Below are 12,832 nucleotides of genomic sequence, written 5' to 3'. Positions count from 1 at the left end.
CCCCTTCCCGTGCCGGGATGCGGCTACTTCTGCGCGGCGGCGTACTGCTCGTCGAGGTACTGCGCGAACTGCTCGGGCGTCGTCTTGCCGGTGAGCAGATCGACGTTCGCGGCGATCATCTTGTCTCCGAAGCCAGGCGGAAGCGCGCCGTCGCCGGTGACGTTGCCCCAGGCCGGCACGCTGGCCTCAGCGGACGCGGCGGCGTCGTAGGCGGCCACCATCTCCTTGTAGAGCGCGCCCACGCCGTCGGGGATCGTGTAGTCCTTCACGGTGATGATCCCGCCGTCGACGATGGCCGAGGCATCCAGGTTCTTCTTGTCCGTCGCGAACGCCAGCGCCCACTCCTTGGCGAGATCGACGTTCTTCGAGCTCGCGTTCACGTTCATGCCTGCGCCGGTGACGACGGGGAAGGCCGGCTTGCCATCATCGCTGGGCCAGCCGAACACGCCGATGTTGGACAGCTCCTTGCCGTCGGCAGCCGCGGTGAACCACGATCCCATCGGGTACATCGCCGCCTTGCCGTCGACGAACGCCTGCTCGAGGTCGGCGTAGGTCCGCGTCATGCCGTCAGGATCGGCGAAGCCGTCCTTCATGATCGAGGCAACCTTCTCGGCCGCGCCGACGAACTCCGGATCGGTGAACTTGACCTCGTCCTTCTCGCGCTTGAGGAACCACTCCGGGTCGGCGATGAGCACGTCGGCCGAGACGGCGGCGTTCAGCGCGAACGACGTCGCCCAGGTGTCCTTGCCGCCGCCACCGATCTCGAACGGGGCGATGCCGGCAGCCTGCAGCTTGACGCAGTCCTCGATCAGTTCGTCGTATGTCTTCGGCGGGGCGCTGATGCCGGCCTGCTCGAAGAGGTCCTTGTTGTAGTAGACGAGCGGGATGGCCTGCGCGGCGGTTGGGATGCCATAGAACTTGCCGTCGATGGTCCCCGAGGTGAAGTCGGTGATCCCTGCGGCTTCCAGCTCCTCGCGGGTGTACTCCGCGAGCTCGCCCTTCTGCGCCAGACCGTTCGCGATGCCGGCGGCGAAGATGTCGGGCGCCTGGCCCGACGCGAACAGCTGCTGCGCATAGGCCGGGGTGTTCTCGCCGACGACCTTCTTGATCGTGACGCCCGGGACCTTCTCCGATGCGCGGGCGATCGCGGCGTCCCAGTACTCCGGCGTCAGGTTCGGGGATTCGGAGACGAGGAAGGTCAGCGTGACGTTCCCATCGGATCCGGAACTGGCGGACCCGCCGGCTGTGCAGCCGGCGAGCGCGACGGCCGCCGCGGCGGCGGCGCCCAGAGCCAGGTAACGCGTCATACGCCTTTGTGTACGCACGGTTTCTCATTTCTCATGGTCGAGGTGCGACGCGCCGGCATGCAGCGACGCAGGTGCACGGGTTATGAAAATGGTTTTTGTAATGCCTGTGGCTCGGGTAGTTTTGCACCGGAAGGGGGTGCTGTCAACCCGCACTCTTCCGCTAGTCTCTGGGGAACGTGAGCGTTGAAGGCAATTCAGAAATGAGATTCCTTATGTCGGTCAAAGATGTCGGCGCCGGCGGCGTGCACGCGGGGGATTCCTCCACGCTGCGGAAGCTGAACGTCGTCGCCGTGCTGCGTCTGCTCTACGCTGCGCAGGCGGCCGCCGCCCTCCGCGCCGGCGACGACCCCGGCATCGACCGCTACACGGTGACCGAGATCGCGCAGGCGGCCGGCATCTCCCGTCCGACCGCCGAGGACGTGGTCGATGCGCTCATCGGACAGGGCTGGCTGGCCGAGGCGCCACCCGTCCCGCGGGCCGGGCGCCGACCCGCCGGGCGCCCCGCTCGGACGATCTCGTTCGACTCCCAGGCCGGGTGCGTGGTCGGGGTCGACATCGCGCTGTACTGGGTGCGGGCCCTCGTCTCAGATCTGGCGGGGAAGGTGATCGGGCAGGCGGAGTACCCCCTGGCCCACGGGGCGACGGTGGCTGAGCGCGTCGCCGCCACGTCCACAGCGGTCACCGAGGCACTTCGCCTGGCCGACCGCGAGCCGGGGCAGATCCTTGCGGCGACCGCCGCGACGGTCGGCATCGCGCGTGCCGACGGCGAGATCGTGCGTTCCGCCATCCCCCAGCTGACAGGACAGAACCTGGCGGCGATGCTCGGCGAGTTCCTCCCGGTCCGCGTGAAGATCGCGAACGACATGCGCGCCGCCGTGCTCGCCGAACACTGGGTCGGTGCGGCCGCCGGCTGCAGCAGCGCCGTCTACCTGCACGTGGGGCGGCGTCTCGGATCCGCCTACCTCATCGACGGGGTCTCGCCGCTGGGCCATCACGGAGCCGCCGGGGAGATCCCGCCGGAATCCGGTCACCGCCTGATCGACGCCTACCGCAAGCTCGTGAGCTTCACGGGAGTCGGCGTCGACGAGCTCTCGCGCGACCAGATGCTCGGGGTCGATCCGCTGACGGTGTTCGAGGCGGCACGGCGAGGAGAGGTCGACGCGCGCGAGGCCGTCGCCGACTTCGCGGACGAGTTCGCGGCGGGCATCGAGGGGCTGGTGATCACCGTCGATCCCGAGGTCGTCGTCGTCGGCGGCGGCGTGGTCGTCGCCGGAGACATCGCGGCCGAAGCGATCCGCTCCCGCCTGGCGCGCGTGTGCATGTTCGAGCCCCGCGTGGCCGTCTCGCCCCTCGGCGAGGGCGCGGCCGCGATGGGTGCCGTACGTCTTGCCCTGAACGACGTCGAGGAGATGCTGTTCTCGGATCCGTTCGCCCGTACGTCCGCAGCCCAGGGGAGCAGATGAGCGACTCCGCCCGATACGTGACCGCCATCAGCGCAGGGTCCGGCGCACGTCGACCCGCGCGGTCGTGGCTTCATTCCGACGCACCCGTGCGGTCTCTCGACGGACCATGGCGATTCCGGCTGCTGCCGGGAGCGCCCGGGAGCCTCGGCGCGCCGCACGCGCTCCCGGAGGGCGAGGCGGTCGACGGGTTCGCCGACCCGGCGTTCGACGACGCCGGCTGGCAGGCCATCGACCTGCCGTGCCACTGGGTGCTGACCGGCGACGGGGCGTTCGGAAGCCCGGAGTACACGAACAGCCAGCTGAGCATCCCGATCGATCCCCCGCACGTGCCGGATGAGAATCCCACGGGCGACCATCGCCGCACCTTCGACGTGCCGGCCGAATGGCTCGACTCCGCCAGGTTCGACGCCGTCGTGCTCCGCTTCGACGGGGTCGAGTCGATCTACCGGGTGTGGGTGAACGGCACCGAGATCGGCGTCGGCGTCGGATCGCGTCTTGCTCAGGAGTTCGATGTGACCGCGGCCCTGCAGCCCGGGCGCAACACCATCGCCGTGCGCGTGCACAAGTGGTCGGCGCAGACCTTCGTCGAGGACCAGGACCAGTGGTACCTCCCCGGCATCTTCCGCGACGTCGTCCTGCAGGCGCGGCCCGTCGGAGGCATCGAGGACGTCTGGCTCCGGACCGCGTTCGACCCCGGCACGGGCGGCGGGGAGATCCTGCCCGAGGTGATCGCCGACGCCGCCGCCTACCCGGTCCGTCTGGAGGTCCCCGAGCTCGGCATCGATCTGAGCTGGGCGACCGCCGACGAGGTGCGACCCGTTCACGTCGACGCCGTCGTCCCCTGGTCGGCCGAGGTCCCCCGCCTGTACGAGGCATCCGTGTCCAGTGCGAGCGAGAGGATCTCGCTGCGGGTGGGGTTCCGCACCGTGCAGATCGTGGACGGCGAGATCCGCGTCAACGGCGCCCAGGTGATCTTCAACGGGGTGAACCGGCACGAGACGCACCCCGACCTCGGGCGGGTGTTCGATGAGGCATGGGTGCGCGACGAGCTGCACACGATGAAGCGCCACAACGTGAACGCGATCCGCACGTCGCACTATCCCCCGCATCCGCGCGTGCTCGATCTGATCGACGAGATCGGGTTCTGGGTCGTGCTCGAGAACGACTACGAGTCGCACGCCTTCGGCAAGTCAGAGCCTGTGCAGTGGGACGGCAATCCGAGCGGCGACCCCGCGTGGCGCGAGGCCGTGGTCGATCGGATGCGGCGCACCGTCGAGCGAGACAAGAATCATCCGAGCGTCATCATCTGGTCCCTCGGCAACGAGTCGCACACCGGGGAGAACCTCGCCGCCGCCGCCAACTGGGTGCGTGCGCGCGACCCGGAGCGCCCGGTGCACTACGAGGGCGACTACCAGGGGCGCTACACAGACATCTACTCCCGCATGTACACGTCCGTCGCCGACGTGCGCAGCATCTGCAGCGACACCGACGGATCGACCCCGTGGGCCACCGACTTCGCCGAGGCGGCACGCGTGCGAACGCGCCCGTTCCTCATGGCCGAGTACGGCCACGCGATGGGCAACGGCCCCGGCGGGCTCGCACGCTACGAGGACCTGGTCCGCGCGCGCAACGCCGACGGCAGCCGGACGTACCCGCGGCTGCACGGTGGATTCATCTGGGAGTGGCGCGATCACGGCATCCGGCAGACGGCACCGGGTGGCGAGGAGTACTTCGCCTACGGCGGAGACTTCGGTGAGCGCGTGCACGACGGAAACTTCGTGCTGGACGGACTGGTGTTCTCCGACGGCACGCCGAGCCCGGGACTCCTCGAGTTCGCCGCCGTCGTCGCCCCTGTGGAGTTCGGCGAGCCCGTCGTGCGGGACGGACGGCTGTCCGTCGACGTGCGCGGGCACGCCGGCGTCGCGATCGCGCCGGTGCGGTTCACCGGACGGGTGGAGATCGACGGCGTCGCGGGACCCGAGGTCCCCGTATCGCAGGAGGGTGTCGGGGTGGAGGCCCCGCCGCTCACGCCTGGGGAGCAGCGGATGCTGTCGGTCCCGGTCCCCGACATCACCGACGAGGCGGAGGTCTGGGTCACGGTCGAGGCGCAGTTCGGCGCCGACCTGCCGTGGGCCGGCGAGGGTCACGTCGTCGCCGTGGCTCAGTTCGACCTCACCCCGCGGCGCGTCCACGACCGCGCCCGGGAGAGCGCGCCGCCTCCGCCGGCCACGACGTCGCCGGCGGCGGGCGTGCACCGCGCCACGCTGGGCCCGGCATCCTTCGTCGGCGGCCGGCTCACCTCGCTCGCGGGATTGCCGACAGGGCCCGTGCGGTGCGAGCTGTACCGCGCGCCGACCGACAACGACCGGGGGGCGGGCGCGGTGGACTCCTCGAGGTACGACCCGATGCATCCCGTCGACTACCGGCACGCGACCATCGATCCGCCGCACGCGGACGTGTGGGAGCGCGAGTACCTCCACCTCCTCACGGGCCGGGTCGAGTCGATCGAGACGTTCGAGCAGGGGCTGCGCACGCGCAGCCGTTGGTCGCCGCCCAACTCGCGTCACGCCGTCACGCTGACGGAGACCTGGCAGCTGCACCGAGGGGACCTGTGGGTGAGGTTCGACTTCGAGCCGACGTCGGACTGGACGTACATCTGGCCGCGGCTCGGTGTCCGCCTCGACCTGCCGCGCGACGTGGACGGTGCGCAGTGGTTCGGATCCGGTCCCGGCGAGGCCTACCCCGACACGGACCACGCGGTGCGCGTGGGGCGCTTCGCGGCCGGCATCGACGCGCTGGGCGTCCCCTACGCCAAGCCGCAGGAGAACGGACATCGCGCCGACGTGCGCGAGCTGACGCTCACCGCGGACGGCGCGCCTCGCGTCCGATTCGACATGCCGTCGGATCTGCACGGGCGCCGGCCCGGGTTCACGCTCACACGTCACACCGCGCAAGAGGTGGCGCAGGCGCGGCATCCGCACGAGCTGCCGCCCGCGACGGCCTCCTACCTGTACCTCGACGCCGCCCAGAACGGGATCGGATCGAGATCGTGTGGTCCGGACGTGTGGCCGGAGGACATGCTCAGCAGCCAGGCGCGGACGCTCGTGGCACGGATCCGGCAGCTGCCCTAGCGCGCAGCCCCGTCAGGGGGCGGCGAGCACGGCGCCGAGCAGGATGCCCAGCCCGGCCGCGACGGCGGCGAGCGCCAGCGTTCCGAAGAGGTTGAGGGCGGCATCCCGCCAACGCCGCCGCTGCGCGAGCAGCACGGTCTCGACCGACACGGTGCTGAAGGTGGTGTACCCGCCGAGGAGCCCGACGCCGAGGGCGAACGACAGCTCGGGCGCGACGGCCGCGCCCAGGCCCGTGATGACCCCGAGCGCGAACGAGCCCGAGACGTTGACGACGAGGATCCCGAGGGGGAACCGCACGCCGCTGCGCGGGGTGAGGAGGCGGTCGACGAGGTAGCGCAGTCCCGCGCCGACGCCCCCGGCGAGCGCGGCGACCAGCAGCCACGGGCTCATTCGGCGTCCTCCGGGGGTTCGATCTCGCCCGGGACGTCGGCGATCCGGCGCCCGATGTAGAGGCCCACGACGGCACCGACGACACCCAGGACGACGGATGCCGCTGCCAGCCCCGCGGCCAGCCACGGCGTCGACAGCCACAGCGCCGTCGCGACCGCGAACGCGCTGTACGTCGTGAACCCGCCCATGACGCCCGTGCCGAGGAACGCCCGCAGCAGCGGGCGCCGGTCGTCGAACCATCCGACGACCACACCGAGCACGAGCGAGCCGGCGACGTTGATGCCGAGCGTCACCCACGGCACTGCCGTGGGATCGGTGACCGGCGCGAGCACCAGCGCGCGGGCGAGCACGCCCACCGCACCGCCGGCGACGGTCACGCCGAGCACGCGCGGGTCGACGGGCTGCGGCATCCCTTCACGCTACTCCGGCCCGCCGCTTCGTCTCGTCGCTGCGCTCCTCGCTCAGCGACCGGGAGAAGCGCGGTCGCTGAGCCGGCGCCGCGAGACGAAGCGCCGCGCCGGCCGCCCCCGGTCGCTGAGCGAGCGCAGCGAGACGAAGCGCCCCCGCCCCCGGTCGCTGAGCTCACGCAGACCCCCGGTCGCCGAGCTCACGCAGACCACCGGTCGCTGAGCGAGCGCAGCGAGACGAAGCGCCCCCGCCCCCGGTCGCCGAGCTCACGCAGACCACCGGTCGCCGAGCGAGCGCAGCGAGACGAAGCGCCGCTCAGCGGCCGGGGCGCAGGAGACCGCGGATCGCGGATTCGGGCGTGACCGTCAGGTCGAGGAGGTGCCCGTCGTGGTAGCGGGCGAACACGCGCGGGTCGATGTAGGAGCCGCGGGCCACGGCGGGCGTGTTGCCGAGGGCCTCGGCCGTCGCGCGGACCGCGAGCACCTCGGCGCGCTTGCGATCGGCCTTCGTGTCGACGGTCCCGATCCGCGCCAGGGCGTCGGCGGCGAGGATCGTGCCGCGCAGCGTCCGGAAGTCCTTCGCGGTGAACCGGCCGCCGGTGAGCGACCGCACGTAGGCGTTGACCTCCGCGGGGGTCACCGGCACGCGCCGAGCACCCCGCTGCCACGCCAGCAGCGGTGACCGGGGTCGTCCGGCCGCGAGCAGTGCGACCGCGGCGGCGAGGTCGGCGTCGTCGATCTCGAGCAGCTGCCGCTTGCCGCTCTTGCCGGGGAAGGCCAGCGCGACGACGGATGCCTCCACCGACGCGTCCCTCCGCTGAAGCGTCGTGAGGCCGCGGCTGCCGTGTGCGGCGAGGTAGCGCTCCGAGCCGATCCGCGGCGCGGCGTCGTCGAGGAGCCGGAAGGCGACCGCGAGCACACGCTCACGGTCGACCGCCTCCCGCCGCAGCGAGGTCGTCACGCGCGCGCGGGCCCGCGGCAGGGTCTCGGCCAGTGCGAGCGCACGGGCGAACTTGCCGCGGTCGCGGCCCGCGGTCCAGTCGGGGTGGTAGATGTACTGGCGCCTCCCGGCGTCGTCGGTGCCGACGGCCTGGATGTGCCCATCCGGGCGTTCGCTGATCCACACGTCCTGCCATGCGGGCGGGATGACGAGCGCGTCGATGCGCTCGAGATGGCGTCGACCGGGCGTCCGGCCCTTCGCGTCGAGGTAGCGGAAGCCGGACCCCGCGCGCACCCGGCGGAACCCGGGATCCTGCACGGGTCGCACCCGGGTGAGTCTCGGCATCCGTCATCTCCTTCGGCGAGTTCGGATGCCGGTGAGGCCACCCCGGGTCGCGAGTCCGTCGAATCGCTCATGGACGGACCCGCGAACCGACGTCAGTGGTTGCGGATCATCGAGATGAGCTCGGACTTGTTCTTGCCCGAGTATCCCCTGAGCCCGAGTTCCTTCGCGCGCTTGCGCAGCTCGGGCACGGTGCGGTCGTCGTAGTCCTTCGCCTTCGCGCCGCGGCGGCCGACGACCTTCCGACTCTGACTTGCCGCGGCATTGGAGATGCGCGCCGCCTTCTCCTTCGAGGCCCCCTCGTTGCGCAGCTCTTCGTACATCTCGCGGTCCTTGAGGTTCGTCCCGCGTCGCCCTGGCATGGCATCCTCCTTCTCTCCGGGCGCGCCCGTCGGACGCGTCCGTCATAGTCCCTTCCCCCCTGTCACCGGCACGATCGCGCCGGATGTATAGCTCGCGTCGTCGCCGGCGAGGTACACGTACGCACCCGCCAGCTCGGCCGGCTGCCCCGCGCGCCCGAGCGGCGTGTCCTGCCCGAACGTGGCGAGGCGCTGCGCGTCCCACCCGGTCGCGGGGATGAGCGGCGTCCAGATCGGCCCGGGTGCGACGCCGTTGACCCGGATGCCCCGCGGACCGAGCTCCTGCGCGAGCGCCTTGACGAAGGCGACGTGGGCCGCCTTGGTCATCGCGTAGTCGATGAGCGACGGCGAGGGGTTGAAGGCCTGGATCGAGGTCGTCACGATGATCGACGCTCCGGGCTCGAGGTGCGGGATCGCCGCCCGCGCCGTGAACATCGGCGCGTACAGGTTCGTGCGGAACACCCGGTCCATCTCTTCGGTCTCGAGCTCCGCGAGGCTGTCACGGTCCTTCTGATACGCCGCGTTCAGCACCAGCACGTCGAGGCCGCCCCACTCGGCGACGGTACGTTCGACGATCTCGGTGCAGAAGCCCTCGTCACGCAGGTCGCCCGCCAGCGGAAGCGCCCGCACGCCGGACTCCGTGACCCAGCGCATCGTCTCGTCGGCGTCCGCCTGCTCCTCGGGCAGGTACGAGAACGCGACGTCCGCGCCCTCGCGTGCGAAGGCGATCGCGACAGCGCGGCCGATGCCGGAGTCGCCACCGGTGATGAGGGCCCGGCGCTCGCTGAGGCGGAGGGAGCCACGGTATGAGTGCTCCCCGTGGTCGGGCGCGGGATAGGCCCGGTCCGTCAGCCCCGGCTGATCCTGGCGCTGCGGCGGGAACCCGCCGGCGTGATGCGCGGTCGTCGGATCGGTGGACACGGAATTGCTCATGGCTGCGAACGTACGGGGGTCCCGTGCCGCGCGCCGGGGGGTTGACTTCGCCGCCCCGGGCCCCTAGGCGGCGAGGGAGCGGCCGTATCACCGGGTCGGGAGCGGCGTCAACCCCCTACGGGCCGCGTCGGCCGAGTGCCACGGTGGATCCGTGCCCACAAGGCATCCGGCGCATCCCGTGCACCGGAGACGCAGAAGGAGAACCTCCCATGAACCTCGCCCTGATCATCATCATCGTCGTCGCGATCGTGCTCGCGATCGTCGGCGGCCTCAACTCCGCGCTGAGTTGGCTGCTCTGGGTCGCGATCATCGTCGGCGTCATCGCGCTGATCGCGTTCCTGTTCCGGGTGATCAGCGGCAGCCGCAACACCTGATCGACGGCTCTGCCACCAGGACGGACGGATGCCGCGGCCACATCGGCCGCGGCATCCGTCCGTCCCCGGGGCTCTCGCCGGGATCAGAGGTTCGCCTCTGCGTAGACGCGGAGCGCGTCGCGCACGAACCCTGCGCCCTGCGTGCCTCCGTAGTTCGCGGCGAACCGCGGGTCGGCGACGTACATCTCACCCAGACCGAGCACGTACCCCTTGACGTCGCCGCCGGGCGCCGCGGCGGGTGTCCCGGGGATCCCCGTCAGCCACTCGACGTGGCGCCGCGCGAGCGCCTGCGCCTCGTCGGACTCCGGGGCGATCCCGGCCTGCGCCGCGGCGATCCAGTCGCGGCCGAGGTCCGAGACGCGCTGCTGCCACGCGGCCTTGTCGTCGGCGCTCATCGAACGCCACCACCGGTCGCTGTCGGCGTACGCCTTCTTCCCCCAGCGCTCTTCGACCTCGTCCTTGTACTGCGTGTGGTCGAATCCGTCGAACATGTTCTCTGCCATCAGTCGTTCACCTCCTCTCAATGCGCTGATCGTGGTCTCGACCGACGCGATCTGCCGCGCCAGCCTGTTCTGCTCCTGCCGCAGCCACGCCAGGTGGCTCTCCAGGGCGTGGGCTTCGGATGCCTCCCGCCCGAGCACGTCCGCGATCTGCGGCAGTCCGAGCCCGAGCTCGCGCAGCAGCAGGATGCGCTGCAGGCGCACGAGCGAGGCCTGGTCGTAGTGGCGGTAGCCGTTGCGGCCGATGCTCGACGGCGCGAGCAGCCCGATGTCGTCGTAGTGGCGCAGCGTGCGGCTGGTCGTGCCGGCGAGCTTGGCGATCTGCTGGATCGACCATTCCTGTCCGTCGTCCATGACGACCTCCTTCCTGTCGCGTCGTCGGTGACCACGCTAAAGGTTGACGCTGCGTCAAGGTCAACATCGTTCAGCAAACTCCTTGACAAGGACGCGATATATCGTGTTACCCTCGTCATACGCGATATATCGCGATACAGACCCATCCCTAGAGAATCGCAGGAGAGCAGTCATGACCCTGGAGAAGTGGATCATCCACCCGGGCGACACGCGCGTCATCGACATCGAGACCGTCCGCACGCTCAAGGTCGGCCTCGTCGGCGGACAGATCGACGTGATCGCCCACGACGAACCCGGGATCCGGATCGAGGTGCACGAGGTCACCGTCAAGGACCTGCGCATCGAGGTCACCGAGGACCACGTCGAGATCGACCATCCGCAACTGCGCTGGGACAACTTCCTCGAAGTGTTCCGCAACTTCGGCACCGGCGGCCCGAAGGCCGAGGTCAGCGTCGCCGTGCCGCGCGAGGTCGCCCTCACCCTCGGCGTCGTCAGCGCCAACGCGCTGGTCGCGGGCCTGAGCGCCGGCGCCTCGCTGAACACCGTGTCGGGCGACATCATCGTCGACGGGCTCACCGGCGACCTCTCGGTCAACGCCGTCTCGGGCGACGTGCAGGTGCGCGGCCTCGTCGGCGGCCTGAACGCCAACAGCGTGTCCGGCGACGTCGCGGCGACCGGAACGCTGCGCAAGGCCACCATCGACACCGTCTCGGGTGCGCTGCTGGTCGACTCGACCGGCGACATCCTCAGCGTCGGCCTCAACACCGTCAGCGGCAACGCGACAGTGCGCCTGGACGAGGGCTACCCGGCGAACTACGTGGTGCGCAGCGTCAGCGGACGCGTCCAGGTCGACGGCATCGTGCGCTCGGGCAACGGCACCGGTCCCACCACCAACTACGCGGGCTCGGTGGGCGAGCTCAGCGGCAGCTTCGCCGACGTGCGCGCCCACAGCGTGTCGGGCGACATCACCGTGCTGCGCCGGCCGGCCGAGCCGGTGAGGGATGCCGCATCCTCCGCGCCCGTGACCGCCGAGGCCACCGGAGCCGATGGGGCGGCCGGCGACGACGCGGGCTCCGACCGGGGTGAACTGTGATGGCCCCGGTCTTCTCCCACGGCGACCTGCGCCTGTACCTGCTGAACCTGCTCGACGAGGGGCCGCGCCACGGCTACGACATCATGCAGGCGCTCTCCGACCGGACCGGGGGCACCTACACCCCCAGCGCCGGCACCATCTACCCGCGTCTGGCGAAGCTCGAAGAGGAGGGCCTGGTGACCAAGACGGTCGACGGCCGCAAGACCGTGTACGCCATCACCGAGGCGGGCCACGCCGAGGTGCAGTCCCGCGCCGGCGAGCTCGAAGGCATCGAGGCCGGTCTGACCGACTCGGTGCGGCTCATCGCCGACGAGGTGCGCGGCAGCGTCCGCGAGGCGATGAAGAGCCTGCGCGCCGACCTCGCCGCGGCCTCCCGCGACGAGCGCGAGACGACGCCGCAGCGTCCTCGCGAGGACGACCCGCGCGTGCGCAGCCGCGAGCAGGTGCAGCGCGTGGACGCCCTCGTGAACGAGTTCCGCGCGAACGTGCGCGGCGACGTCCGCGTCCACGTCGCGCGTGGCGGCGAACTGGCCGCCGCGGTCGTCGATCAGCTCGCGTCCGAGCTCGACCGCGTCGCCCGCGACGTGACCCGCGCGCTGCGCGGCTGAGGCGCGGCATCCGGTTCTCCCGGCATACGCGAAGGGGTGGATCCGCCACGGCGGGTCCACCCCTTCGATGTCGTCGGACCCGCGTCAGGCGGGCCAGATCTCCTCGTCGTCGGGAACGGGCTCGCCCAACGGTACGATGAGGATCGGGCGGTGCTGCCGGTGCGCGAGGCGCGCGCCGACCGAGCCGGTGAAGAACTCCCGCACCGACTCGCCGAACCCGCGCTTGCGGGTGCCGACGACCAGCAGGCGCGCGTCGATCTGCTCCGCGAAGTGCTTGATCGCCATCGCGGGGTCGCCGACCAGCTGGTGCACGACCCACTCGAGGCCGGACTCGCCCAGCACGGCGGCTGCGGCATCCTGCACCTTCGCCAGTTCGCCCTCGCCGGCCGCGATGTTCATGTCGATGGGGGCCGAGTGCACGTAGCCGTCGGGGTCCTCGTAGGTGACGAAGCGGGTGACGTCGACGTGGACGACCGCGAGGGGCGCCTGGAAGAGCGCGGCGTAGCGCGCCGCCTCCTTCAGCACGCGCGGGGACTGATCGGGGATCACACCCACGATCACCGCCCCGTGCAGGTGCTCGATGCCCGCAGCGTCGGTGTCCGGCTCGGATGCCTCGTCGGTCATACGTCGG

At 71.1% G+C, this 12,832-nt stretch carries 13 protein-coding genes; 5 read left to right on the top strand and 8 right to left on the bottom strand.

Annotated elements, in window-relative coordinates:
• Positions 1-23 precede the first annotated feature (23 nt).
• The gene (locus AC1DDU_RS08015) at positions 24-1,307 is read right to left on the bottom strand and encodes an ABC transporter substrate-binding protein (protein WP_477432800.1); all 1,284 of its coding nucleotides are present in this window, start codon (positions 1,305-1,307) and stop codon (positions 24-26) included.
• 212 nt (positions 1,308-1,519) lie between these two features.
• On the opposite strand from AC1DDU_RS08015, the gene AC1DDU_RS08010 reads away from it, so the two are divergent.
• Both AC1DDU_RS08010 and AC1DDU_RS08005 read left to right on the top strand, forming a co-directional pair.
• A complete protein-coding gene (locus tag AC1DDU_RS08010) occupies positions 1,520-2,770 on the top strand; it encodes an ROK family protein (protein ID WP_477432798.1) in 1,251 nt (416 codons plus the stop codon).
• Positions 2,771-2,856: 86 nt separating this feature from the next.
• Positions 2,857-5,901, top strand: coding sequence for a glycoside hydrolase family 2 TIM barrel-domain containing protein (locus AC1DDU_RS08005; protein ID WP_477432796.1), 3,045 nt, complete (start codon positions 2,857-2,859; stop codon positions 5,899-5,901).
• A gap of 12 nt (positions 5,902-5,913) precedes the next feature.
• Here AC1DDU_RS08005 and AC1DDU_RS08000 read toward each other — a convergent pair whose 3' ends face one another.
• The 5 genes from AC1DDU_RS08000 to AC1DDU_RS07980 form a co-directional block, all read right to left on the bottom strand.
• Complete coding sequence (locus AC1DDU_RS08000; protein ID WP_477432794.1) at positions 5,914-6,291, bottom strand: fluoride efflux transporter FluC; 378 nt, start codon at positions 6,289-6,291, stop codon at positions 5,914-5,916.
• The gene (locus tag AC1DDU_RS07995) at positions 6,288-6,701 is read right to left on the bottom strand and encodes a fluoride efflux transporter FluC (RefSeq protein WP_477432792.1); all 414 of its coding nucleotides are present in this window, start codon (positions 6,699-6,701) and stop codon (positions 6,288-6,290) included. Before AC1DDU_RS07995 ends, AC1DDU_RS08000 begins: the two co-directional genes overlap by 4 nt.
• 313 nt (positions 6,702-7,014) lie before the next feature.
• A complete protein-coding gene (locus AC1DDU_RS07990; protein ID WP_477432790.1) occupies positions 7,015-7,983 on the bottom strand; it encodes a DNA topoisomerase IB in 969 nt (322 codons plus the stop codon).
• A 92-nt stretch (positions 7,984-8,075) separates the two neighbouring features.
• On the bottom strand, positions 8,076-8,342 hold the full coding sequence (locus tag AC1DDU_RS07985; RefSeq protein ID WP_477432788.1) for a DUF7218 family protein: 267 nt from the start codon (positions 8,340-8,342) through the stop codon (positions 8,076-8,078).
• A 42-nt stretch (positions 8,343-8,384) separates the two neighbouring features.
• Positions 8,385-9,272 (bottom strand): SDR family oxidoreductase, encoded by an 888-nt coding sequence (locus tag AC1DDU_RS07980; protein WP_477432786.1) that lies wholly within the window; start codon positions 9,270-9,272, stop codon positions 8,385-8,387.
• Positions 9,273-9,481: 209 nt separating this feature from the next.
• Here AC1DDU_RS07980 and AC1DDU_RS07975 point away from each other — a divergent pair, with 209 nt between their 5' ends.
• Positions 9,482-9,646, top strand: coding sequence for a hypothetical protein (locus AC1DDU_RS07975; RefSeq protein WP_477432784.1), 165 nt, complete (start codon positions 9,482-9,484; stop codon positions 9,644-9,646).
• Positions 9,647-9,729: 83 nt separating this feature from the next.
• On the opposite strand, the gene AC1DDU_RS07970 is transcribed toward AC1DDU_RS07975, so the two are convergent.
• Positions 9,730-10,500 carry a MerR family transcriptional regulator gene (locus AC1DDU_RS07970; RefSeq protein WP_477432782.1) on the bottom strand — a complete coding sequence of 257 codons (771 nt, stop codon included), beginning with the start codon at positions 10,498-10,500 and terminating at the stop codon, positions 9,730-9,732.
• A 172-nt stretch (positions 10,501-10,672) separates the two neighbouring features.
• On the opposite strand from AC1DDU_RS07970, the gene AC1DDU_RS07965 reads away from it, so the two are divergent.
• Both AC1DDU_RS07965 and AC1DDU_RS07960 read left to right on the top strand, forming a co-directional pair.
• Positions 10,673-11,593, top strand: coding sequence for a DUF4097 family beta strand repeat-containing protein (locus AC1DDU_RS07965; RefSeq protein ID WP_477432780.1), 921 nt, complete (start codon positions 10,673-10,675; stop codon positions 11,591-11,593).
• Positions 11,593-12,201, top strand: a complete 609-nt coding sequence (locus AC1DDU_RS07960; RefSeq protein ID WP_477432778.1) for a PadR family transcriptional regulator — start codon at positions 11,593-11,595, stop codon at positions 12,199-12,201. The genes AC1DDU_RS07965 and AC1DDU_RS07960 overlap by 1 nt, the downstream gene beginning before the upstream one ends.
• Positions 12,202-12,285: 84 nt before the next feature.
• Here the strand turns inward: AC1DDU_RS07960 and AC1DDU_RS07955 are convergent, their stop codons facing one another.
• Positions 12,286-12,825: a universal stress protein gene (locus AC1DDU_RS07955; protein ID WP_477432776.1), complete on the bottom strand. Its 540-nt coding sequence runs from the start codon at positions 12,823-12,825 to the stop codon at positions 12,286-12,288.
• Positions 12,826-12,832 lie beyond the last annotated feature (7 nt).

Source organism: Microbacterium sp. 05T445 (assembly GCF_056395865.1).
This window is presented reverse-complemented; position numbering and strand designations above follow the sequence as displayed.